18 protein-coding genes are annotated in these 23,222 nt (G+C 65.0%); 4 read left to right on the top strand and 14 right to left on the bottom strand.

The window, feature by feature from the left end:
• Positions 1-9 precede the first annotated feature (9 nt).
• Genes fdhF through ACVIGB_RS47665 form a run of 3 tightly spaced genes read left to right on the top strand, consistent with a single transcriptional unit; the run spans position 10 to position 3,930 of the window.
• Positions 10-2,886 carry a formate dehydrogenase subunit alpha gene (gene fdhF / locus ACVIGB_RS47675; protein WP_456724049.1) on the top strand — a complete coding sequence of 959 codons (2,877 nt, stop codon included), beginning with the start codon at positions 10-12 and terminating at the stop codon, positions 2,884-2,886.
• Between the two features lie 2 nt (positions 2,887-2,888).
• Entirely contained in the window at positions 2,889-3,725 is an 837-nt protein-coding gene (fdhD, locus tag ACVIGB_RS47670; RefSeq protein WP_456724050.1) for a formate dehydrogenase accessory sulfurtransferase FdhD, read from the top strand.
• On the top strand, positions 3,709-3,930 hold the full coding sequence (locus ACVIGB_RS47665) for a formate dehydrogenase subunit delta (RefSeq protein ID WP_173641858.1): 222 nt from the start codon (positions 3,709-3,711) through the stop codon (positions 3,928-3,930). The genes fdhD and ACVIGB_RS47665 overlap by 17 nt, the downstream gene beginning before the upstream one ends.
• A 283-nt stretch (positions 3,931-4,213) precedes the next feature.
• Here ACVIGB_RS47665 and ACVIGB_RS47660 read toward each other — a convergent pair whose 3' ends face one another.
• The 14 genes from ACVIGB_RS47660 to ACVIGB_RS47595 form a co-directional block, all read right to left on the bottom strand.
• Complete coding sequence (locus ACVIGB_RS47660) at positions 4,214-7,177, bottom strand: bifunctional [glutamine synthetase] adenylyltransferase/[glutamine synthetase]-adenylyl-L-tyrosine phosphorylase (protein ID WP_456749350.1); 2,964 nt, start codon at positions 7,175-7,177, stop codon at positions 4,214-4,216.
• A complete protein-coding gene (locus tag ACVIGB_RS47655; protein ID WP_212310999.1) occupies positions 7,174-8,628 on the bottom strand; it encodes a sensor histidine kinase in 1,455 nt (484 codons plus the stop codon). The genes ACVIGB_RS47660 and ACVIGB_RS47655 overlap by 4 nt, the downstream gene beginning before the upstream one ends.
• 3 nt (positions 8,629-8,631) lie before the next feature.
• Positions 8,632-9,312, bottom strand: a complete 681-nt coding sequence (locus tag ACVIGB_RS47650) for a response regulator transcription factor (protein WP_092125257.1) — start codon at positions 9,310-9,312, stop codon at positions 8,632-8,634.
• A 349-nt stretch (positions 9,313-9,661) separates the two neighbouring features.
• Complete coding sequence (locus tag ACVIGB_RS47645; RefSeq protein WP_456724051.1) at positions 9,662-11,251, bottom strand: Do family serine endopeptidase; 1,590 nt, start codon at positions 11,249-11,251, stop codon at positions 9,662-9,664.
• Between the two features lie 171 nt (positions 11,252-11,422).
• On the bottom strand, positions 11,423-11,929 hold the full coding sequence (locus tag ACVIGB_RS47640; RefSeq protein ID WP_456724052.1) for a cytochrome c-type biogenesis protein: 507 nt from the start codon (positions 11,927-11,929) through the stop codon (positions 11,423-11,425).
• Positions 11,929-13,914 carry a heme lyase CcmF/NrfE family subunit gene (locus ACVIGB_RS47635; protein ID WP_456724053.1) on the bottom strand — a complete coding sequence of 662 codons (1,986 nt, stop codon included), beginning with the start codon at positions 13,912-13,914 and terminating at the stop codon, positions 11,929-11,931. Before ACVIGB_RS47635 ends, ACVIGB_RS47640 begins: the two co-directional genes overlap by 1 nt.
• Positions 13,911-14,408 carry a cytochrome c maturation protein CcmE gene (ccmE, locus tag ACVIGB_RS47630; protein WP_456724054.1) on the bottom strand — a complete coding sequence of 166 codons (498 nt, stop codon included), beginning with the start codon at positions 14,406-14,408 and terminating at the stop codon, positions 13,911-13,913. Before ccmE ends, ACVIGB_RS47635 begins: the two co-directional genes overlap by 4 nt.
• Positions 14,409-14,467: 59 nt before the next feature.
• Positions 14,468-15,589: a c-type cytochrome biogenesis protein CcmI gene (ccmI, locus tag ACVIGB_RS47625; RefSeq protein ID WP_456724055.1), complete on the bottom strand. Its 1,122-nt coding sequence runs from the start codon at positions 15,587-15,589 to the stop codon at positions 14,468-14,470.
• A 673-nt stretch (positions 15,590-16,262) separates the two neighbouring features.
• The gene (locus ACVIGB_RS47620; RefSeq protein WP_456724056.1) at positions 16,263-16,856 is read right to left on the bottom strand and encodes a hypothetical protein; all 594 of its coding nucleotides are present in this window, start codon (positions 16,854-16,856) and stop codon (positions 16,263-16,265) included.
• A gap of 115 nt (positions 16,857-16,971) precedes the next feature.
• Complete coding sequence (locus ACVIGB_RS47615) at positions 16,972-18,366, bottom strand: hypothetical protein (RefSeq protein ID WP_456724057.1); 1,395 nt, start codon at positions 18,364-18,366, stop codon at positions 16,972-16,974.
• Positions 18,367-18,967: 601 nt separating this feature from the next.
• Positions 18,968-19,411, bottom strand: a complete 444-nt coding sequence (locus ACVIGB_RS47610; protein WP_456724058.1) for a hypothetical protein — start codon at positions 19,409-19,411, stop codon at positions 18,968-18,970.
• A gap of 363 nt (positions 19,412-19,774) precedes the next feature.
• Complete coding sequence (locus ACVIGB_RS47605) at positions 19,775-19,945, bottom strand: hypothetical protein (RefSeq protein WP_171948115.1); 171 nt, start codon at positions 19,943-19,945, stop codon at positions 19,775-19,777.
• 230 nt (positions 19,946-20,175) lie between these two features.
• Positions 20,176-21,552 carry an ATP-binding protein gene (locus tag ACVIGB_RS47600; RefSeq protein WP_456724059.1) on the bottom strand — a complete coding sequence of 459 codons (1,377 nt, stop codon included), beginning with the start codon at positions 21,550-21,552 and terminating at the stop codon, positions 20,176-20,178.
• A 270-nt stretch (positions 21,553-21,822) separates the two neighbouring features.
• Entirely contained in the window at positions 21,823-22,485 is a 663-nt protein-coding gene (locus tag ACVIGB_RS47595) for a response regulator transcription factor (RefSeq protein ID WP_092125249.1), read from the bottom strand.
• A 361-nt stretch (positions 22,486-22,846) separates the two neighbouring features.
• Here ACVIGB_RS47595 and ACVIGB_RS47590 point away from each other — a divergent pair, with 361 nt between their 5' ends.
• On the top strand, positions 22,847-23,215 hold the full coding sequence (locus ACVIGB_RS47590; RefSeq protein ID WP_210189228.1) for a VanZ family protein: 369 nt from the start codon (positions 22,847-22,849) through the stop codon (positions 23,213-23,215).
• Positions 23,216-23,222: the final 7 nt, after the last annotated feature.

The following is a 23,222-nucleotide window of genomic DNA, read 5'->3' as shown; positions in this document are numbered from 1 at the left end:
GAGATCACGATGTCGCTGATCCAGGAAATCGATTTCGGCACGCCAAAATCCAAATCCGAGGCGATGGTCACGCTGACCATCGACGGCAATCAGATCACCGTGCCCGAGGGCACCTCGATCATGCGCGCGGCGATGGAGGCCGGCACCCAGATCCCAAAACTCTGCGCGACCGACATGGTCGACGCCTTCGGCTCCTGCCGGCTCTGCCTGGTCGAGATCGAGGGCCGCGCCGGCACGCCCGCCTCCTGCACCACGCCGGTGATGAACGGCCTCGTCGTGCACACCCAGAGCGAGCGGTTGAAGAAGCTGCGCAAGGGCGTGATGGAGCTTTACATCTCCGACCATCCGCTGGACTGCCTGACCTGCGCGGCGAACGGCGACTGCGAATTGCAGGATATGGCAGGCGCCGTCGGCCTCCGCGACGTCCGCTACGGCTATGAAGGCGAGAACCACGTCTTCGCCAAATCGCACGGCTGCGAAAACGACAACTGGATGCCGAAGGACGAATCCAATCCGTACTTCACCTACGATCCCTCGAAGTGCATCGTGTGCTCGCGCTGCGTCCGCGCCTGCGAGGAAGTGCAAGGCACCTTCGCGCTGACGATTTCCGGCCGCGGCTTCGACAGCCGCGTCTCGCCCGGCATGAGCGAGAGCTTCCTCGGCTCCGAATGCGTGTCCTGCGGCGCCTGCGTGCAGGCCTGCCCGACCGCGACGCTGACCGAAAAATCCGTGATCGAGATCGGCCAGCCCGAACACTCGGTTGTCACCACCTGCGCCTATTGCGGCGTCGGCTGCGCCTTCAAGGCCGAGATGCGCGGCGAGGAAGTGGTGCGCATGGTGCCGTGGAAGGACGGCAAGGCCAATCGCGGCCATTCCTGCGTCAAGGGGCGCTTCGCATGGGGCTACACCACCCACAAGGAGCGCATCCTGAAGCCGATGATCCGCGAGCGGATCGAGGATCCCTGGCAGGAAGTGTCGTGGGACGAAGCGTTCAGCTTCGCCGCGACGAAGTTCAAGGGCATCCAGCAGAAATACGGCCGCGACGCGGTCGGCGGCATCACCTCGTCGCGCTGCACCAACGAAGAGACCTATCTGGTGCAGAAGCTGATCCGCGGCGGCTTCGGCAACAACAATGTCGACACCTGCGCCCGCGTCTGTCATTCGCCGACCGGCTACGGCCTGTCGCAGACCTTCGGCACCTCGGCCGGCACGCAGGATTTCGATTCGGTTGAGGACACCGACGTCGTGCTGATCATCGGCGCCAACCCTGCCTCGGCTCACCCGGTGTTCGCCTCGCGGCTGAAGAAGCGGCTGCGTCAGGGCGCCAGGCTGATCGTGCTCGATCCGCGCCGCACCGAGATGGTGGAATCGCCGCATGTGAAGGCGCTGCATTTGCCGCTGATGCCCGGCACCAACGTCGCCGTGCTCACCGCGCTCGCCCACGTCATCGTCACCGAAGGACTAGTCGACGAGGCCTTCGTGCGCGAGCGCTGCGACTGGAGCGAGTTCGAGGATTGGGCCGCCTTCGTCGCAGAACCGAAGCACAGCCCTGAAGCCACCGCGATCATGACCGGCGTCGATCCGAAGGATCTGCGCGAGGCGGCGCGGATCTATGCCACCGGGGGCAACGGCGCGATCTATTACGGGCTCGGCGTCACCGAGCACAGCCAGGGCTCGACCACCGTGATCGCCATCGCCAACCTCGCGATGGTGACCGGCAATATCGGCCGGCCCGGCGTCGGCGTGAACCCGCTGCGCGGCCAGAACAACGTGCAGGGCTCCTGCGACATGGGTTCGTTCCCGCACGAGCTGCCGGGCTACCGCCATATTTCCGGCGATGCGGTGCGCGAGCAGTTCGAGGCGATGTGGAACGTCAAGCTCAACAACGAGCCGGGCCTGCGCATCCCCAACATGTTCGATGCCGCGATCGAGGGCAGCTTCATGGGGCTCTACGTGCAGGGCGAGGACATCCTGCAGTCCGACCCGAACACCAAGCATGTGGTGGCGGCGCTGTCGGCGATGGAATGCGTCATCGTCCACGATCTCTTCCTGAACGAGACCGCGAACTACGCCCACGTCTTCCTTCCCGGCTCGACCTTCCTCGAGAAAGACGGTACGTTCACCAACGCCGAACGCCGCATCCAGCGCGTCCGCAAGGTGATGACGCCGCTCAACGGCTATGCCGACTGGGAAGTGACGATCATGCTTGGCAAGGCGATGGGCTTCACGATGAACTACAGCCATCCGTCCGAGATCATGGACGAGATCGCCGCGCTGACGCCGACCTTCACCGGCGTCTCCTATGCCAAGCTCGATGAACTCGGCTCGGTGCAGTGGCCTTGCAACGAGAAGGCGCCGGAAGGCACGCCCGTGATGCATATCGGCGGCTTCGTGCGCGGCAAGGGCAAGTTCATCATCACCGAATATATCGCGACCGACGAGCGCACCGGCCCGCGCTACCCGCTGCTGCTCACCACCGGCCGCATCCTCAGCCAGTACAATGTCGGCGCGCAGACCCGCCGCACCGAGAACGTGGTGTGGCACGCCGAGGACCGGCTCGAGATCCATCCGCACGACGCCGAGCAGCGCGGCGTGCGCGACGGCGACTGGGTACGGTTGGCGAGCCGTGCCGGCGAGACCACGCTGCGCGCGCTGATCACCGATCGCGTGGCGCCGGGCGTGGTCTACACCACGTTCCACCACCCGGACACCCAGGCCAACGTCATCACGACTGACTTCTCGGACTGGGCGACCAACTGTCCGGAGTACAAGGTCACCGCCGTGCAGATCTCGCCCTCCAACGGTCCGTCCGACTGGCAGAAGGCCTATGACGAGCAGGCCCGCAACTCCCGGCGCATCGCGCCGGTGGTGGAAGCCGCGGAGTAGCGATGCGCGAACCGGTCCACAAGGCGATACGGAAGGTCTGGCGCGACGGCGTCTTCAGCGAGGGCGCGCGCCTGATCCCGGAAGAGACGCCGCTGGCGCTCACCTATAATGGCGGCACCTACGCCGTGATGATGGGCTCGCCCGAGGACCTCGGCGACTTCGCGGTCGGATTCAGCCTGAGCGAAGGCATCGTGCAATCGGCCGACGAGATCGAGACCCTCGACATCGTCGAACTCGACCACGGCATCGAGCTTCGGATGTGGCTGAAGCCTGACAAGGCCGAGCGGATCGCCGAGCGGCGGCGCAACATCGCCGGCCCGACGGGCTGCGGTCTGTGCGGACTCGATTCCATCAGCGAGGCGGTCCGGCCGGCCGCGGTGGTGCCCGCGGGCCGCGTCTTCGCGCCGCGCGAGATCATGACCGCGGTGGCGGCGGTCGCGCCGCTGCAGGAGATCAACCACCAGACCCGCGCCGTGCACGCCGCCGCGTTCTGGACCGCGACGCGCGGCATCGTCGCGCTGCGCGAGGATGTCGGCCGCCACAATGCGCTCGACAAGCTCGCCGGTGCGCTGGCCCGCGACAAGGTCGTCGCAAGCGACGGCATGGTGCTATTGACCAGCCGCGTCTCGGTCGAAATGGTGCAGAAGACCGCCGCAATCGGCGCGCCGCTGATTGCTGCCGTGTCGGCCCCGACCGCGCTTGCGGTACGGATGGCGGATGCCGCCGGCATCACGCTTGCCGCGATCGCCCGCGCCGATGGATTTGAAGTCTTCACGCATCCGGAACGCGTCACAGGCGCGGTGCCCGGCAAGGAGTCCACTTATGTCGTCGTCGCCTGACAAACTGGTCTATATGGCGAACCAGATCGGGAAATTCTTCCACAGCCAGGGGCACGACCGCGCCGTACAGGGCATTTCAGAGCACATTTGGAAGTTCTGGGATCCGCGGATGCGCAAGCAGATCTTCGCCCATCTCGACACCGGCGGCGCCGGTCTCGACCCCGACGTCCGCGATGCCCTGCAGAAGCTGAAACAGCAGGCGTAGCTCTCGGAGCTGCTCCCACCGCTTTCTCACCGTCACCCTGAGGAGGCCGCGCAGCGGCCGTCTCGAAGGGTCGACGGCCCGGCTGGTGGCCGTGCATCCTTCGAGGCTCGCACCGCTCGCACCTCCAGCGACAAAGGCGAAGCCTTTGCGCGGGGATGACGGAATTCCAATCGTAGGGTGGATTAGCCGAAGGCGTAATCCACCGCCGGTCTCTCATGCGCGCAAGTGAAGAGGGTGGGTTACGCTTCGCTAACCCACCCTACGCAGCTCGCATAGTCAGAGGCTAATCCCCACCGACGATCGCGTTGAAGACGCGGCGTACCTCGCCTTGCGTCTCGCGCAGGCGGGCTTCCAGCGCGGAGAAATCCGGCGCGTCGCCGGCCCGCGCCATCACGCGCCGCAGATCCTCGCCCGCGGTCTCCGGATTGAACTGGCCGGTGACGCACAGCCGCAGGATCTGCGTGAGATCATGATAGAGCCGCGCCGCCGAGCGCAGGATCTCGGCTTCCGACTGGCCGAGCAGGCCGAGCTTGGCGGCATGCTCGAGCACCTGCAGCGTCGAGACGCTGAGGATCTCCGGCTTCGCTGAGGCATGCGCGAGCTGCAGATATTGCGCGACGAAGTCGATGTCTACGAGCCCGCCGGCGGCAAGCTTGAGATCCCAGACATCGTCCTCGCCCTTCTCCAGCGCGATCGCGCGCCGCATGTCGGCAACGTCGGCCGCGGTCGACGCCGCATCGCGCGGCCGGGTCAGCACGCTGCGGATGATCGCCTCGATCCTCTCGCGGAATTCCGGTGACGACGAGATCACGCGGGCACGCGTCAGCGCCATGTGCTCCCAAGTCCACGCCTCGCGTTCCTGGTAGTCGGAGAACGAATCGATCCGCGAGGCGACCGGGCCGGCACGCCCTGACGGCCGCAGCCGCATGTCCACTTCATACAGGACGCCGTAATTGGTCCGGGTGGTGAAGGCGCTGATCAGGCGCTGGGTGAAGCGGGCGAAATACTGCGCGCCGTGCAGCGAGCGCTCGCCATCGGAGTCCGGCACCTCGCTGTCGAAATCGTAGAGCAGGATCAAATCGAGATCGGAGGACGCCGTCATCTCGCGGCTGCCGAGCCGGCCCATCGCGACGATCGCGGTCTCCTGCCCCTTGATCCGGCCATATTGCGCGGCGAACTGGTCGGTGACGAGGCCGTGCACGGTGTGCACGATGCCTTCGGCGACATCGGCAAAGGCCGTGCTGGCGTGCTGCGCCGACACCGTGCCGGACAGGATCCGCGTGCCGATCAGGAACAGGCTCTCCTGGCCGAACAATCTCAGACGATCGAGGAAGTCCTCATAGGAGGACGCATCCTGCAGCGTGGCGGCAAGCCGCTCCGACAGCTCCTTCTTGTCCGGCATCGCGCCGAAGAAGCGTGGATCGACCAGGCCGTCCATGATCTGCGGCTGCCGCGCCAGCATGTCGCCGAGCCGCGGCGCAGCACCAAGGATCAGCGCCACCAGCGCGACGAAATCGCGGTTCTGGCTGAGCAGCGAGATAAGCCGCCCGCCCCGTTGCAGCGCGCCAAGGAAACGGTCGAACGCCGCGACCGCATCGTCGGGCTCCTCGGCATCCGCGAGGCCGTCGATCAGGCCGGGAATGAACTCCAGGAATGCAGCGCGCGTCGCTTCCACGCGGAGCGCGCGATAATCACCTTCGATCCATTGCTGCACGGTACCGGCGACCATGACCGGCTTCTTGAAGCCGAGACTGGCGAGATGCTCGATCAGGCGACCGTCTTCGGGGCCGGCCCCGTAGTCGACATCCGGCAGCTTCGCGCTCCCGGTCGGATCGTCGCCCTCGAACAGCTTGCCGTAATGGTTCTGCACGATCTTGAGCTGGCCGAGCAAATCCCTCGCGAAGGCCTCGCGATTCTCGTAGCCGAAGAAATGCGCAAAGCGCTCGACCGCTTCCGGCTCCTCGGGCAGCGAATGGGTCTGCTCGTCGGCGATCATCTGCAGCCGGTGCTCGACCCTGCGGAGGAATTCGTAGGCCGTGGTCAGTTCGTCGCGCGCCTCGAAGGTGATCCAGTTGCTCTCGGCGAGCACATCGAGCGCCTCCAGCGTCGGCCGCACCCGCAACTCAGGATGGCGGCCACCGGCGATCAGCTGCTGGGTCTGGGCGAAGAACTCGATCTCGCGGATGCCACCACGGCCGACCTTGACGTTGTGGCCCTCGACCGAGATCTCGCTCTGGCCGCGATAGGTCTGCATCTGCCGCTTCATGTCGTGGACGTCGGCCAGCGCCGCAAAATCCAGATGCTTGCGCCAGACGAACGGCGCGAGCTCGGCGATCAGCGCCTCGCCGGCCCTGGGATCTCCGGCACAGGGCCGCGCCTTGATCATCGCGGCGCGTTCCCAGGTGCGCCCCTCGCGCTCGTAATAATGCAAGGCCGCGTCGGTCGAGATCGCGACCTGGGTCGAGGCCGGGTCCGGACGCAGCCTGAGATCGACCCGGAACACATAGCCCTCGCCCGAGCGCTGCTGCAGCATCCGCGCCATCGCCTGGGTGACGCGGACGAAGAACGGCTGCGGCTCAATATCCTCGGCGAGCGAGGTGGCCGTGCGATCGAAGAACACGATCAGGTCGATGTCGCTGGAATAGTTCAGCTCGCCCGCGCCCATCTTGCCCATCGCAAGCACGATCAGGCCCGAACCCGCTTCCGGATGCTCGGGATCGACGGCAGTCATGCGGCCGCGGGCGACCTCCTGCAGGAACAAAAATCGCAGCGCCGATTGCACCGAATTCACCGCAATGTCGGTCAGCGCCGCCGTCACCCGCATCACCGGCCAGACGCCGCCGATGTCGCACAGCGCGATCATCAGCGCAGCCTCCGCCTTCATGCGGCGAAGCAGAACCATCACGTCGGCCTCGCTGCCGGCGGCGAGCACATCGCGCGAGGTGGTCTCGATCAGGCTCGCAAGATGCGACTCCGGGTCGCATGACAGGATCCGGATCAGCCGCGCGGCATCAGCCCGCGCCAGCTCGAACAGATAGGGCGAGAATTCGGCAATGCCGCGCAGGATGTCCCGTGCGAATGGGTGCTCCAGCAGCGCCGCGAGCGCAGCCGATTGCGCCGGCTCGAGCTCGGCGAACCAGTCGGTCAGGCGCTGATCGGCGGATTGGGGCGCGGCGGCACGCGGTCCGTCCGCGAACCGCGCGGCCAGATGGTGTCGATCCGCGTTTCCCGGCGCGGCGGCATTCATGCCGCCTTCTGTGGCACATCCTGCGTTTGAGCCGCAAGCCTGTCACTGCCGCCCGCCCGCGCCGGCAGCACCAGGGTCGCCACCAGCCCCGGATGGGCGTCGCCGAGCCGCAGCTCACCGCCGTGGAGCGTGGCAACCGCCGAGGCCAGGCTGAGGCCGAGACCGGACCCGGGTAAGGTGCGGCTCGCCTCCAGCCGGACGAAACGCTCCACCGCGTGCTTGCGGTCACCCTCGGGGATGCCCGGACCGTGGTCGGTGACGCTGAGCAGAACCTGATCGCCCTCGCGCCGGGCCTCGATCAGGATCTCCCGCGCATCGGCCTTCATCGGCTCCACGCCGGGTTCGGGCTTGCCATATTTGATGGCGTTCTCGACCAGGTTGGCGACCGCCTGGCTGATCAATTCACGGTTGCCGTGAATCGGCGCCGGCGCGGTCTTCACCTGCAGCGTCATGCCGTCGTCCTCGGCCAGCGGCTCGTACAATTCGTGGATGCCGTTGGCGACATCGGCGCCGTCGAAATCGTCCATGTTGCCGCGCGCCTGGCCGGACTCGGCGCGCGCGATCATCAGCAGCGCGTTGAAGGTGCGGATCAACCCGTCGGATTCCTCGATCGTCCGCTCCAGCGCCGCGCGATAGTCGGCCTCGGAGCCCGACCGCGCCAGCGCCTCCTCGGCGCGGTTGCGCAGCCGCGTCAGCGGGGTCTTGAGGTCATGGGCGATGTTGTCGGAGACCTCCTTCAGCCCCGTCATCAGCGCCTCGATGCGCTCCAGCATGACGTTGAGATTTTCCGCGAGACGGTCGAGCTCGTCGCCGCTGCGGCCGACCGGCAGCCGGCCGGACAGATCGCCCGCCATGATGCGTTTGGTGGTGCCGGTCATGGCGTCGATCCGGCGCAGCACGCGGCGCGCGACGAAGATGCCGCCACCGATGCCGAGCACGACGACGACGAGGATCGACCATTGCGCGGCCTTGGCGACGATGCCGAACAGCCGCCGCCGCTCCTCGAGGTCGCGCCCGACCAGGAGGCGGAAACCGTTGTCCATCTCGGTGACCCGCACCAGCGCGCGGTGATCGGTCTTGTCCTGGTCGTCGAACCGGCGATAGGCGGTCTCGCTCCAGCCCTGGACGCTCATCACGCCAGGCGCCAGCGAGCCGACATTGCCGGCCAGCGCCTGCCCGTTCGGCGCCGTCAAGAGATAGAGGTTGGCGCCCGGCCGCAGCGCACGATTGCCCATGGTGGTCAGCAGGCCGTGCAGGCCGCGACGGTTATAGATCGCGGTGATCTCGCCGATCTCGACGTTGACGGTGGTCGTGATCTGCTCGGTGATCAGCCGCCGCGTGTTCCAGGCGAAGTAAGCCAGCAGCGAGGCGGCAAACAGCGCGAACAGAAACAGATAGACCAGCGTCAGCCGAAACGCCGTGGTCCGGATCAGTTTGCCGAAGGCCGTCACGATCTACCTAATGCCATCTCTGATCATATACCCCGCGCCGCGGATGGTATGCAGCAGCGGCCGCTCGAAGCCTTTGTCGATCTTGGAGCGCAGCCGCGAGATGTGGACGTCGATGACGTTGGTCTGCGGATCGAAATGATAATCCCAGACGTTCTCGAGCAGCATGGTGCGCGTCACCACCTGGCCTGCATGCTTCATCAGATATTCGAGCAGGCGGAATTCGCGCGGCTGCAAGGTCAGCTCATCCTTGCCGCGGGCGACGCGATGCGACAGCCGATCGAGCTCGAGGTCGCCGACGCGGTAGGTGGTCTCCTCGGCCGGCCCGACATTGCGCCGCGACAGCACCTCGACGCGCGCGAGCAATTCGGCGAAGGAATAGGGTTTCGGCAGATAGTCGTCGCCGCCGGCGCGCAGGCCCTTGATGCGGTCATCGACCTGGCCTAGCGCCGAGAGGATCAGGACCGGCGTCCGGTTGCCCTTGTCGCGCAGAATGCCGATCAGCGACAGGCCGTCCCGCTTCGGCAGCATGCGATCCACAACCAGCACGTCGTAGTCGCCGGTCTCCGCCATCGACAGGCCTTCCTCACCGTCGGAGGCGAGATCGGCGACATAGCCGACTTCACGGAATGCCTTGACCAGATAGTCGGCTGACTCGCGGTCGTCTTCGATGATCAGGATGCGCATTTGCGGAGCGGTTGCGGTCACGGGAATGGGCCCTCTGTCAGCATGGCGCGGCCGGCCTGCACATGCAAGACGACCGCGAATATTCCGGGAATCTTGTGGGCGCATGATCTCCGCGCAAACCCGTTCCGGGTTTGTCGAGGGGGAAAACCGGTTTCCACTTTTCCGGATCATGCGGCGCTGAAAAAAGTGGGCGGTGAAGCTGGGGGACCTCACCGCCCTGAGACCTTCCGACAGAGGGGGGCATATTCCATCGAAAGGCAACATAGGGAGCGAGCAAGGGGCCCGCCCCCCGGAACGCGCCGTCGGCGGGGGCGACGAATGCCGGCGACGCGTTCCAACTCATAGATAGTTATCCCTTGGCCAGCGGCACTGCCACAAAGCGCGACGAACCGCCGCTCTTCACGCGCATGAGAACGCTGTTCTTGTTGTCACTGCGCGCCGCGGTGATCGCATCACGCACCTCACCGGCGGTGCCGACGGTCTTGCCGGCGACCTCGAGGATCACGTCGCCTTCCTTGAAGCCCCGCTCAGCGGCAGCACTCTTGGGATCGACTTCGGTCACGACCACGCCGTCCTTGCCGGCGCCGGCCACGCTGTTGGCTGGTGCCACAGTGAGGCCCAGTTTCGGCACGTCGGTGCCACGGGACGAGTTGCCCTTGTCGCCGTTGTTGTCGGTGTCAGCCTTGGCTTCCAGGCTGTTCGGCAACTGGCCGAGCGTGAGGTTGACGGTCTTGTCCTGACCCTTGTGCAGCACGTTCAGCTTCACGGCATTGCCGGGCGCGAGGCCGCCGATGGTGCGGGCGAGTTCGCGCGCATCCTTCACCGGCTCGCCATTGACGGCGGTGATGACGTCGCCGGACTCGATGCCGGCCTTGGCCGCGGGGCCGTTGGCCTGCGGTTCGGCAACCAGCGCGCCTTCGGCCTTCTTCATGCCGAGGCTGTCGGCGATGTCGGAGGTCACCGGCTGGATCTGGACGCCGATCCAGCCGCGGCTGACCGAGCCCTTGTCCTTCAGCTGGGCAACGACGCTCTTGACGGTCTGGGCCGGGATCGAGAACGCGATGCCGACGCTGCCGCCGGACGGCGAGTAGATCGCGGTGTTGACGCCCATCACCTCACCGGACACGTCGAACGCCGGGCCGCCCGAATTGCCCTTGTTCACGGGCGCATCGATCTGGATGAAATCGTCATACGGGCCATTGCCGATGTCGCGGCCGGAGGCCGAGACGATGCCCGCGGTCACGGTGCCGCCGAGACCGAAGGGATTGCCGACCGCCAGCACCCAGTCGCCGATGCGCGGCTTGGTGTCGGAGAGCTTGGCGAACTGGAAGTTGGAGCCGCCTTCGACCTTGATCAGCGCGAGATCGGTGCGCGGATCGGTACCGATCACCTTGGCGGAATAGGTCTTGCCGTCGTCGGTCGTGACCTCGACCTTGTCGGCGCCGTCGACGACGTGATTGTTGGTCACGGCGAAGCCGTCAGCCGAGATGAAGAAGCCGGAGCCCTGGCCCGTCACCACACCACCGCCACGCGGTCCACCGCGCAGACCCGGGGGCAAGCCATCCGGACCGCCGAAGCGGCGGAAGAAGCGCTCCATCGGCGAACCCGGCTGGAACGGCGAATCGTCATTATTATTGCTGTCATCCTTCGCGACCTTCTCGCGAATGTTGACCTTGACCGAGATCACCGACGGCTTCACCCGCTCGACGATGTCGGCAAACCCGACCGGCTGCTGAACCTTCTTGACCTCGTTATTGACCTGCGCGTGCGCGGGGGTCGTGAACAGGTCGGCCGGGTTGTGGGTGGGGCTGAAGCCGTAGGTGGCGGCACCGAGGCCGGCCACGACCGACGCCATCAGCGCTAGTTTGCGGGCAGAGAACAGCGAGCGCTTCGGCGCCTTGTAGGACGGAAGGGTCGAGAGGTCGGGACGGTCGGTCATGTGTTGAGATCTCCAGGGCCAGAATCATTCGGTGCGGGGGCGAGCACCTGATGCGCCTGAACATGGGGTCATCAGCCTTACGGCGCGCTGGCTGCGGAATTAAACTTTGGTAATTGAGCCGGCCGGCGCTGCGGCAGAATAGCGCATGCAAATTAAGGGCTTAGAAAGGAACTAAAGCGGCTTGTCCGGCGCGGATTCGGCCGCCAGCAGGCGCTCAAGGCGCGCCTGCTCGTCGGACGTCAATCCGGGGCTGGAATCGCCCCCGCCGGCGGCCGGATTTGCTTTGCGGCGGCCGAGCCGCCAGAGCGCAAAACCACCCAGCAGAAGCGCCAGCGGCGGGGTCAGCCACAGCACCAGCGTATGCTCGTTGAGGCGCGGCTTCAGCAGCACGAATTCGCCATAGCGGGCCACCAGGAAATCGATCACCTGCCGGTCGCTGTCGCCGGCCGAGATGCGTTCACGCACCAGGAGGCGGAGGTCGCGCGCCAGCGGCGCCTCCGAATCGTCGATCGACTGGTTCTGGCAAACCATGCAGCGCAGTTCCCTGGAGAGCTCGCGCGCCCTCGCCTCCTTGGCCGGATCCGCCATGATCTCGTCGGGCAGCACCGCCCGGGCGGGCATCGCGCCGAGCACAAGGCTCGCCGCAAGCACGGCAGCTGCAAGGGCGCGCGACCGCATCACTCTGCCGCCTGCAATGCGCGCGCCGCTTTCGCCGCCGGTTTCGGCGCGCCGACCCGCAAGCGGCGGTCGGACAGTGACAGCAAGCCGCCGAAGGCCATCAGCACCGGCCCCCACCAGATCATCAGCACCAGCGGCTTGTGATAGATGCGCACCGCGATCGCGCCGTCGGCCGAGGTATCGCCGAGCGAGATATAGAGCTGGCTCGCGCCGCGCGTCAGCAGCGCGGCCTCCGTCGTCGAGGTGCCGCGGGTCGTGAAGTTGCGCTTCGACGGCGTCATCTCGCTGACCTTCTCGCCGTCCCGCGTCACGGTGAATTGCGCGACCATCTCGCGGAAGTTCGGCCCCTGCCGCGGGTTCAGGCCGTCGAGCCGCAGCTCGTAGCCGGCGACCCGCGCGACGTCGTCCGGCTTCATGGAGCCGATATATTCGCTGTTCCAGGTGGTCTCGCAGACGATCCCGATCAGCGCGACGCCGAGGCCGGCATGCGCGAAGACCGTGCCCCAGGTCGCGCGCGGCAGGCCGCGTGCGCGGCGCAGCGAGAGCGACAGTGGAATCCGGAACAGGGCGATGCGTTCGGCGAGGTCGCACAGCGCGCCCATGATCACGAAGGCCGCAAGCCCGATCGCGAGCGGCGCCAGCGTCGCGCCGCCATAGGTCCACGCCCACACCAGCGCGATCGCAACCAGCGCTGCGATGCCGGCGACCATCAGCCGCTGCGCCGCCCCGAGCAGGTCGCCGCGCTTCCAGGCCAGCAGCGGCCCGAACGGCACCGCAAGCAGCAGCGGCACGAACAGCGGCGCGAAGGTGAAATTGAAGAACGGCGCGCCGACCGAGATCTTCTCGCCGGTCAGGACCTCGAGCGCCAGCGGATACAGCGTGCCGATGAACACCGTCGCGCAGGCGGTGGTGAGCAGCAAATTGTTGAGCACCAGCGCGCCCTCGCGCGAGATCGGCGCGAACAGCCCGCCCTGCTTCAGCGCCGGCGCGCGCCAGGCATAGAGCGACAGGCTGCCGCCGATGAAGACGAACAGGATCAGCAGGATGAAGACGCCGCGCGTCGGATCGGTCGCGAAGGCGTGGACCGATGTGAGCACGCCGGAGCGCACCAGGAAGGTGCCGAGCAGCGACAACGAGAAGGTCAGGATCGACAGCAGGACGGTCCAGACCTTCAGCGCGTTGCGCTTCTCCATCACCAGCGCCGAATGCAACAGCGCGGTACCGGCCAGCCACGGCATCAGCGAGGCGTTCTCGACCGGATCCCAGAACCACCAGCCGCCCCAGCCGAGCTCGTAATAGGCCCAGTAGGAGCCCATCGCGATGCCGAGCGTCAGGAAGATCCACGCCATCAGCGTCCACGGCCGCACCCAGCGCGCCCAGGCGGCGTCGATCCGGCCTTCGAGCAGCGCCGCCACCGCGAACGAGAACGAGATCGAGAAGCCGACATAGCCGAGATAGAGCATCGGCGGATGCACCGCGAGGCCGATATCCTGCAGCACCGGATTGAGGTCGCGTCCCTCGAGCGGCGGATTGGCGATGCGCAGGAACGGGTTCGAGGTGATCAGGATGAACAGGTAGAAGGCGCTCGCGACCCAGGCCTGCACCGCCAGCACATGCGCGCGCAGCGACAGCGGCAGGTTGTTGCCGAAGGCCGCGACGAGGCCGCCGAACAGCGCCAGGATCGACACCCACAGCAGCATCGATCCTTCATGGTTGCCCCACACGCCGGTGATCTTGTAGAGCAGCGGCTTCAGCGAATGCGAATTCTCGTAGACATTGGCGACCGAGAAATCCGAGGTGACGTGCAGGGTCACCAGCACCGCGAACGACGCCGCGACGAACAGCAATTGGGCGAGCGCGGTCGAGCGCGCGACGTTCATCAACGCAGCATCGCGCCAGCGCGCGCCGACGATCGGCACGATCGACTGGATCAGCGCGAGGGCGAGCGCGAGCACCAGGGCATAATGTCCGCTTTCGGCGATCACCGCATGGCTCCCTGGGTCGGCGCCGCGGAGGCGCTCGGCATGCTCTTTGGCTTGGCGCCGTAATCGTCCTTCCAGTGACCCTGCTTCTTCAGGGCGTCGGCGACGTCCTTCGGCATGTAGGTCTCGTCATGCTTGGCGAGCACGGTGTCGGCGCGGAACACGCCGTCCGCATCGAGTGCGCCTTCGGCAACCACGCCCTGCCCCTCGCGGAACAGATCCGGCAGGATGCCCTTGTAGGCGACCGGCAGCGTTGCGCCGCCGTCGCCGACGGTGAAGGTCACCGCGAGATTGTCGCCGCGCTTGAGCGAGCCTTGTTCCACCAGGCCGCCGAGGCGGAACCGCTTGCCCGGCCCGAGATGCTTTTCGGCGACCATCGACGGCGTCGAGAAGAACACGATGGAATCGCGCAGCGCGTTCAGCACCAGGCCCGCGGCGATCGCGAGCACGACGAGCGCGCAGCCGATCAGTGTCAAACGCCGTTGCTTCCTGGTCATGGTTCATCCTTGCGCATGACATTCGCCGAAAACCGCCGCACATGTTTCGGCATCATGCGTTATCCATCCAATCCGAGACTCTTCAGCCCCTCATTGAGCTGACGCAACCGGTCCGCATCATTGCCCACCGCCTGACGGGCATCCGCAAGCGCGCTCATCGCCTTGCCGCGCTCGCCCATCACCAGATAGGCGCGGACCAGCCGCAGCCAGCCCTCGACATCGTCGCCGTTCGTCTTCAGCCGCGTCGCCAGCCGATCGACCATACCCTTGATCATGGTGCCGCGATCGGCCTCGCTCATGTCCTTGGCCGCCGCCACCGCACCGTCCGGCAACGCCGGTGCGCTGACGCCACCGGGCGCGCCGCTGCCGACCCGAACCAACGCAGCCTGCACCAACGGCCGCCACGGTGCATCCGACGGCGCCTTCGCCATCATCTTCTGCCAGATCGCGGCGGCATCGGCCTTGCGGCCGTCCTGCTCGGCGGCAAGGCCGAGAAAATAGTTCGCCTTGGCGTCGTCGCCATTCAGCGCGACCGAACGCTCGAATTCCGCCTTCGCGTCCGCGGTGACGACGCCGCCGGCGCTCCCCATCAACGCCTCGCCGAGATCGGCACGGCGATCGGCGCTGTCGCCAGCATAGGTGATGGCATTGCGATAGGCACGCACCGCGTCATCGTAGCGGCCAAGTCGCGACAGCACCGGCGCCAGCACGGTCCAGCCGCGGCCGTCGGTCGGGTTCTTTTCCAGATGGGCCTCGACCTGCGCGACCAGATTGGTGAGCGGCTGGTTGGCATCGGCCACCTGGCTGCGCTCGGCGAGCGGAAAGTCGCCAAGGCGCGGCGAGCCGAGCGCGAGATAGAAGCCCGAAGCGATGACCGGCAGCCCGACCAGGGCCACGATCGCGGCGGCGCGCCGCAGACTGAGACTGCCTGGCACCGGGGTCTCGCGTTCGCTCTGGTCGGCGGCGGCGAGCAGCCGGCGGCTGATCTCGATCCGCGCAGCATCGGCCTCGGCGGCGCCGATGATCCCGGCAGCCATGTCGCGGTCGATTTCGGCGAGCTGGTCCCGGTAGACCACGACCTCGCTGCCGCCGCTATCCGCCCGTCCGCGGCGGCTGAGCGGCCACAGCACGGCAAAGATCGCCGCGACCGTCATCAGCGCGAACACAAACCACAGCGTCATCAAGCGGTTCCCGGATGGAACGGCGGCTTCCGGCAAGCCGCCTTAGAATCGCTTTACACTACCGGTGGCGAGCCCGGCAATTGACAATTGCTGGATCGACCGAAGGTCGAAATCAGGCGGTTTTCGGTGCCGTTCTGGCGGTATCGCAACGGCGTTCCTGGACGAAGGCGCGTCCGACCAAAATATCGAAAACAACCCCATGCACAGTAGCAGGGGCCGCCGTCACCAAAATGACGACTTGACACGTCGGGCAACTCACGCCAAACTTCCATTATCCCGAAATTGCGCAAATGCTTGCCGTCCCGACTTGGCGGGCTCGTCGGCTTGCCGTCGAAAACGCTCAGGACTTACGCTTGACCTATGAGATCGTCCGGCAGTGCTTCTCGTCAGGGCGCGACGCTGCAATTGAATGCACTGTCACCGCAATCCTTCCAATTGAATGCACTGTCACCGCAATCCTTCGCTCGCCTGTTATCGGATAGTCTCAAATGACGCAGCAACAACATCAAACAGTTCAATGTAAGCTCGGATTCCAAGAACATCGTCGCTGGCATCCCATCCCCCCAATATAATCGACTCCCGTAAACAAGCCGATCAAACGCGTCGTTACCCCTCATTTCAAAAGCACAACCTGGGTCGCCCTCGTGGAATATCCAGAATACCAATGGGTCCCCTACACGATTGGGATCGCCCCCGAGATCCAGTCCAACCTCGAAGATGAGACCGCAACCCAGCTTCTTTTGCCAACGGTTCCGGCGACGCTTGAATGCGAGCGCGGTGCAAAAATGGTCGACAAAAGGAATGACCCCCTCTTTTTTCCCGTCCATCCCGTCGTCTGGATCTCTAAACGCTCACTTTCGCACTTTCTCCGATTCCTAATGGCGATTAATTCGTTCTCTCTAAACTCCAGATCATGCCAGTACTTCCTGAAATGCTCGAGCAGGCATCTGACAGGAGGTCCATTCGGAACATCCGGGTGAGAAAAATCTTTGCGGGCGAACAGCTCATCCAAAAAGGCCGAGCGATATCGCGGCTCAATGAAGAATCTCCTGTTGTCCGAATTCACCTTTCCAACGGCTCGCATCGTCTCCATCGCTACCTCATCCCAATAGCGATTGAGTAAGTCCGCTTGGCTCGCTCCGCAGAACTCAATCATCCTGTTCTGCCACGCAGCCGGCATCAAGAAGCCGCGCGCTTCAAACGCAAGCTGCGTCGAAACTCGGCCTGGCCAGTTTGCCAAGACATCAAAAATGGGCTGATCGTCCACTCAGTTAAGCCTCATGGGGATTACGGTGACAGTGCATTTAGCTTCTCGTTGGCGATTGAGTACATTGTCACCGTAATTCTTGCCGTCGAGAATGCCCGCGAATTGCGCGGTCTCGCTACCCCGCGCGGGACGACTTGCGCTCGCCGGTGACGGCGTTTTCGGCTGCCCTGTTCATCAGGGAGGCGTAGTCGTGGCCGAACAGCACCTCGCAGAAGCGGATCGCCGCCTTGACCTGCTGCTGCCGGAACGCGCGGACCCGCGCGTCGCCGCCGCGCAGCGACTGCACCAGCCCCTCGGTCGACTGCTCGACATAATGCTGCAGGTCCGAGAAGGTCCGCAGCGTCACCTCGTTGATGGCGAGCTCGCTGGCATAGGTGCGGCACACCGCGACAAAATCGATCAGGGCGGCGGCGTCCTCGACCTCGGACGCATCGATCTTGGCGCCAGCCGTGATGTCCTTGTCGGCACGCTGGCGCAGGATCCGGCGGACCCGTCCCGGCACGCTGTCGATCTCCGATTGCAGCGCGTTGGAGGTATCGGCACGCACCGAGGTGAGCTGGCGGCCCCAGGTGGAATCGTTGCGCAGGTCGAGCTCGGTGCGCAGGCCACGGACGCCGTCATGCAGGGTCTTGAGCTGCTCGCTGACATAATCGAAATGCCCGCGCTTGATATCGGTGCGCAGGCAGGCTGCGACGAATGACAGGTCATGCAGCGCGATGGTGACGGCGATGCCGTACGGCGTTGCCGCGACCCGCAACTCGTCGTCGGAGGCCGCCATCTTGATGGCGAGACGGATGATCTGCCATGGCGCGGCGAGCCGCTGCGCGATCAACGACAGGGCGAACGGCAGCAGTTGCGGCGTCTGCAGCGACGGCAGCTTGAGCGCCTCCATCGCCGAGGCGATCTGGGAATCGGAAAACACCCTGATCTGGCTCGGCAGCCGGCTGCCCAGGGTTTCCAGCGCCTCGCGGGCCTGCAACACGAGGCCGATCGGCAGCAGGTCCTCGACAACGCTCGGCGGGCCCACACGTGACAGCGCGCGCTGACGGTCGTCCTGGGTCGGCCCCGCGATCTTGAGGATGGCTTCCGCAGCCGCAAGCTGGAACTTGCGCGCGGCGGTCTCCATCGGACCGCTCTCCGAGGCAGCCGCCAGTGCCTTCTCGAATTCGCGGGCGGCCTCGGGCGCGCCCTCGCGGGCGAGCCACTGCCAGATCGGCAGCAGCGAGGCACGCCGGAGCTGGCCGGCTCGGGTCGGGAAATTGGTCTCGGCAAGGAACGGCTCGAGCGGCCGGAACAGGAGCCGCGCCGGATCGTCGCTGCGCGGCTGGATCTGCTCGTCCTGCTCGACCCCGCGCACGATCTTGCGCAGTTGCTCCAGGACCAGATTGGCGATCGCGACATCATCGCCGCGTTCGACGGCGCGCTCCAGCTCCCGCATCAGCAGCGCCTGCGATTGCGGCGGAAGCTGCGCGAGATAATCCCTCAGCCGCTCGGTCGATTTCTGGCTCATGCCCGGTCGTGAAAGCTAGGTGCCCGGCAACCGCCGCAGCCCGTCCGCCCGCGATGATAGAGGTGGGCGCGTTAAGAACGCGTTTAGGAATACTGACGGCAACACCGCCCAAAAGGCTGCGCCGGGTCCGCAGGCCCAATCGCATTTGATGTCTGCGAAGATTGTCCGCGAGCTCTCCTCGCCTCCCCCGCAAGCGGTGCTGTCCTAATTCGGACACTTGCTCCGGGGAACTAGGACACTTGTCAAACACCCGGGAAAAAGTGGCAGTTTATTTTCGTTCGATTCACACAGTTGATTTCTGGAACAGCCAGCTGATTCGATCCTTTCCGGACTGGGCAGGGCGTTTCATTAAGATCAAATTACAAGCCCAGAAGGGGCCGCCAATTATCGGCAAGCGACGGCTCGGCGTGAGAATGGGAATAAAGAACGGCTCCAGCATTACCTCCAAGGGTGCTGGGGCCGTTTCTCTGTGCGCCACAGCAACGAGGCGTGTCGGCTGGCGGTTGTTTTACGTCCGGCGTCCCCGCCGGGTGCGTCGGATGACGTATGCAAACTCGGTCCCGGCTTGCGCCCCCTCGCTGGAGCCGCTTCTTTTTCACGGTTAGGAACAGCCCCGGTGACGTTCCGTTGTCGCGTGGTCCCGGTGCTCAAAACGGGCAGTACTTGGACACGGCCTCAGCGTTCCCCCGGCGCTGAGGCCGTTCCTTTGGGGTGAAGAAGAAAGGTTCGGCGTTCGCCGGGCCTCGTAGTTCAAGCTGACTTGCAATTTGCGCCATCCCGGCTTTCCACCGTCAATTACAGTGAACTTGCGCGTCACGCGCACAGGCCGGCTCGGCTCCAGCGGCAGCACGGCATCCAGCAAATCACCGATAGTCCAAACCCGCTCCGCAATACCAAGCGCGACAGCTGGCGTAGTCCGCAGCGCCTCATGCACGCGGCAGAGATTGTAGTGAGCCACGTACAGGCCCACAGCAGCGGCGTGATGATCCAGCTTCTTTGAAAAGCCGCTGGTGAGGCGGGCAAAGCGCTTCTGCGTCGCGTCCACTATTCAGCGCGATCCCGCCTGCGTTGGGGCAACTATATCATGTTGTTTGTGTACGACGCGATTGATGGTGACGCCGGCAAAGAGCTTTTAGGTCGTGGATGATTGAAGCCCCCCAGCGCGCAGCCATTCGGTCATGCTAGCTCCAGCCTCAGCTTGCCGGGCCAGCTTCAGGAGCGCTTCTCTCTCGATACCTGGGGCGAGCGCTGCGGCCTGTTCGCGTAGCTCTCTAGCTCTCTCAACAAGGCGCGCTTCAAGTGAATTGGTGTGTCTGACCCGACGTCGAATTTGGCCCATGTGACCCTTTTTCCTCGCTCAGTTCCTTACGGGAACGGAGCTGTAAATCCACATGGGAACGCAAAGTTCCTATCGGGCTTCCCTCATGGTCCGCTCGACTTCATCGGCCAGCGTCCGGTGATGTGCGGCCAACCTAGCGAACAGTTCTTTCTTGGTCTTATTGGTCGCCAGCTTGCTGATTAGCTCGCACTCTTCCGCCTCGACGCGAAGCTTCTCTAAGTGCGCCTGCATGTCCTTCATGGGCCGTCTCCCAAGATCGGGGGATGATTGCACGGGGAACAGGCCGCGCAATAGACTTCTGGAACTTCGTTCACCCACGGAAAACCCGGGATTGGATCTAAATCCTTTGATCTAGATCATGGGCAAGAACAGATTGCGTACCGCACGAGGGATTCAAACGGACAGCACCTGCGGGCGGAGCGGGAGCGCACCGCCTTCGCGACCGCCATTCAACCGAATTCCATCATGCCCTACACCGCCGGCAGCATGAGCTCGGCCCGCAGACCGCCGATCGGCGCGTCATTCAGGGTGAGACTGCCGCCATAGAGACCGGCGAGATCGGTCACGATCGACAGGCCGAGCCCCGAGCCGGGTTTCGATTCGTCGAGCCGCTGGCCGCGCCGCGCCACCTGGGCGCGCTCGGCCTCCGACAGGCCGCGTCCGTCGTCGTCGACCATAATGCGCAGCCTGGGCCCGGCGCCCGACGCCTCCGGCGGGACCACGCTGACCTCGATGAACACCTGAGAAGCCGCCCATTTGCAGGCGTTGTCGACGAGATTGCCGACCATCTCCTCGAGGTCCTGCCGCTCGCCGCGAAACCGCGCCGCCGGATCGGCCTTCGCCTCGATCGCGAGATCGCGATCGCGATGGATCTTCTCCATGGTCCGGCGCAGCGCCTCGATGACAGGGGCGACGTCGGTGATGGTGCTGACGATGGTGGCCCGAGCGGCGATTCGCGCACGCTCGAGGTGATGCGCGACCTGGTCGCGCATCAGGTCGGCCTGCTCGAGCACCTTGCTGGCAAAGGGATCGCCGGCATGTGAGCCGGCTTCGTTCACGATTACCGACAGCGGCGTCTTGATCGCATGGGCGAGGTTGCCGACATGGGTGCGCGAGCGCTCGACGATCTCCCGGTTGGCATCGATCAGCGCGTTGGTCTCGCGCGCGAGCGGCGCGATCTCGACCGGAAACCGGCCTTCGAGGCGCTCGGCGCGGCCGGAGCGTATATCGGCAATCGAATCCGATATGCGCTTGAGCGGCGCGAGGCCGTAGCGCACCTGGAAGATCGTGGTCAGCAGCAGCACGATGCCGAGGGCGGCGAAGGTGCCGCCGAGATAATAGTCGAAGCTGCGCGTCTCATCGAAGATCTCGGTGGCATCGCCGGCAACGCTGACCAGGAACTTGCCGTCGGCGCCGAGATCGACCGGGCGCTCGACCACGCGCAGGCTCTGGCCTTCGGGTCCATCGACATAGCCGAGGCGGACGCCGGCGGCGGTCAGCTCGGCACCGTGCTCCTCGAGCTTGGGCAGCTTCTTGTCCCACAGCGAGCGCGAGGCGCGGGTCTCGCCCTTTTCGGTGTCGGTGCGGGTGATCTGCCAGTACCAGCCTGACAGCGGCAGGTCGAACAGCGGCTCGCCGAGCGACTGGAACTGGCGGTCCGCCGGCTCGTCCGGCGTCGCCACCTCGGCGATCAGGGTACGCAAATAGAGATTGAGCCGCCGATCGAAGGCGCGCTCGGTGGCGTCGCGATAGACCGACGACAGGATGACGCCGGTGATCGCCAGGATCACCACCACCCAGGCGGTCGCCGAGACGAACAGGCGGGTCGCAAGTGAGCTGCCGCCCATCAGGACACAGGCTCGAACAGCGTGTCAGCGGCAACAGACATCAGGGATTCAAACATTGGCGAATCCAGTCCTCCCGGCGCGGATCATGCCAATGCCCGTGTACGCCGATCAAGCGCTCTAAGAGCATGATCCGATTGAATAGGATATGCTCTCATCCTTTTGTTTGGTCGCGTTTTCTTCACGTGAGCGATCCGGTATCCACTTCGCTCGAAAACGCTTTAAGAGCATGATCTTTTCGGAAAACCGCTTCGCACTTTTCCGGATCATGCATTAGGTCGGCGGCGACAGCATGTAGCCGAGGCCCCGAACAGTCTGGATAATATCGACTTCCAGCTTCTTGCGGATGCGGCCGACGAACACCTCGATGGTGTTGGAGTCGCGGTCGAAGTCCTGGTCGTAGAGGTGCTCGACCAGTTCGGTGCGCGAGACCACCCGCCCGGTATGGTGCATCAGATAGTCGAGCAGGTTGTACTCGTGCGAGGTCAGCTTGATCGGGTTGCCGTTGACGGTGACCCGCTTGGTCCGGGTATTCAGCGCCACCGGCCCGCAGGTCAGTTCGACCTGGGCATGCCCGGTCGCGCGGCGCAGCAGCGCGCGGATCCGCGCCAGCACCTCCTCCAGATGGAAGGGCTTTGCGACGTAGTCGTCGGCGCCGGCATCGAACCCCTGAACCTTGTCGCTCCAGCGGTCGCGCGCAGTGAGAATCAGCACCGGCATCACCCGCTTGTTCCGCCGCCAGGCCTCGAGCACCGAGATACCGTCCATCTTCGGCAGGCCGATATCCAGCACGACCGCGTCGTAGGGCTCGCTGTCGCCCAGGAAATGCCCCTCCTCGCCGTCGAACGCGCGATCGACCACATAGCCGGCGTCCGTGAGCGCGGTGGTGAGCTGGCGGTTCAGATCCGGGTCATCCTCAACGACGAGCAGACGCACTTTAGCCTCCGAGAGTGAGCATTGCGATATTCCGGCATCAAATGAGGCTTTCGGCCGTGAACGGCCTATGAATGGAGCCGCAGGCGAAACCTTATTTTTTTGTCAGGTGCACCATCCCGGGAACCCGCGCAAGCGCGACAGGTTCCCGCAAAGAGATGCGCGCCAAGTCAGATTGAGTTTCAGCACTGGGTATTTTAATACCTATCATTTGGCAACAGGACGACGCGTCGTGTCTGCCACAGTCGGCGAACAAGTTAACCTTCGGCGACCATTTCCATGTCGCTGGCACGAGTGATGCGCTAATCCAGCCGGGGGTCGTCTGCGGTACAGGACCGGGAATATTTTGTTGGAAATTTCACAGATGCGGAAGTTCGGCGTGATTGCGGGCTGGCTCGCGCTTGCCTTTATCGCCTTCGTGACGCTGTCGCCGATCCAGGACCGTCCGTCGTTTTTCCCTCCTCAGACCGAGCGCTTCGCCGCATATGCAGTGATGGCGATGGCCTTTGTTGTAGGCTACCCGCGGCGTACCGCGCTGATCGTGCTCTTTGTCGTCTTCAGCTCGTTCACACTCGAAGCGATGCAACTGCTGACACCGGACCGTCACGGCCGCCTGCTTGACGCGATCGTCAAGGTGGCGGGAGGTCTTGCCGGCATCGGCACAGGTCACCTCATCCTGCTGGTGCTGCGCAGCCAGTTCGGCCGGTTGAGTTCGCGCACGGACGCAGCTTAGTCTTCCG

It is taken from the genome of Bradyrhizobium sp. USDA 4341 (assembly GCF_054063755.1).
The sequence above is the reverse complement of the archived record's forward strand: the minus strand, read 5'-3'. Positions and strand labels throughout refer to the sequence as shown.

Coding starts and splice junctions, on each gene's coding strand:
- ACVIGB_RS47600 (WP_456724059.1), bottom strand. CDS start 21,552: ATGGGCGGCAGCTCACTTGCGACCCGCCTGTTCGTCTCGGCGACCGCC.
- ACVIGB_RS47590 (WP_210189228.1), top strand. CDS start 22,847: ATGCGGAAGTTCGGCGTGATTGCGGGCTGGCTCGCGCTTGCCTTTATC.
- ccmI (WP_456724055.1), bottom strand. CDS start 15,589: ATGACGCTGTGGTTTGTGTTCGCGCTGATGACGGTCGCGGCGATCTTT.
- ACVIGB_RS47605 (WP_171948115.1), bottom strand. CDS start 19,945: ATGAAGGACATGCAGGCGCACTTAGAGAAGCTTCGCGTCGAGGCGGAA.
- ACVIGB_RS47665 (WP_173641858.1), top strand. CDS start 3,709: ATGTCGTCGTCGCCTGACAAACTGGTCTATATGGCGAACCAGATCGGG.
- ACVIGB_RS47615 (WP_456724057.1), bottom strand. CDS start 18,366: ATGAGCCAGAAATCGACCGAGCGGCTGAGGGATTATCTCGCGCAGCTT.
- fdhF (WP_456724049.1), top strand. CDS start 10: ATGTCGCTGATCCAGGAAATCGATTTCGGCACGCCAAAATCCAAATCC.
- ccmE (WP_456724054.1), bottom strand. CDS start 14,408: ATGACCAGGAAGCAACGGCGTTTGACACTGATCGGCTGCGCGCTCGTC.
- ACVIGB_RS47650 (WP_092125257.1), bottom strand. CDS start 9,312: ATGCGCATCCTGATCATCGAAGACGACCGCGAGTCAGCCGACTATCTG.
- fdhD (WP_456724050.1), top strand. CDS start 2,889: ATGCGCGAACCGGTCCACAAGGCGATACGGAAGGTCTGGCGCGACGGC.
- ACVIGB_RS47660 (WP_456749350.1), bottom strand. CDS start 7,177: ATGAATGCCGCCGCGCCGGGAAACGCGGATCGACACCATCTGGCCGCG.
- ACVIGB_RS47640 (WP_456724052.1), bottom strand. CDS start 11,929: ATGCGGTCGCGCGCCCTTGCAGCTGCCGTGCTTGCGGCGAGCCTTGTG.
- ACVIGB_RS47645 (WP_456724051.1), bottom strand. CDS start 11,251: ATGACCGACCGTCCCGACCTCTCGACCCTTCCGTCCTACAAGGCGCCG.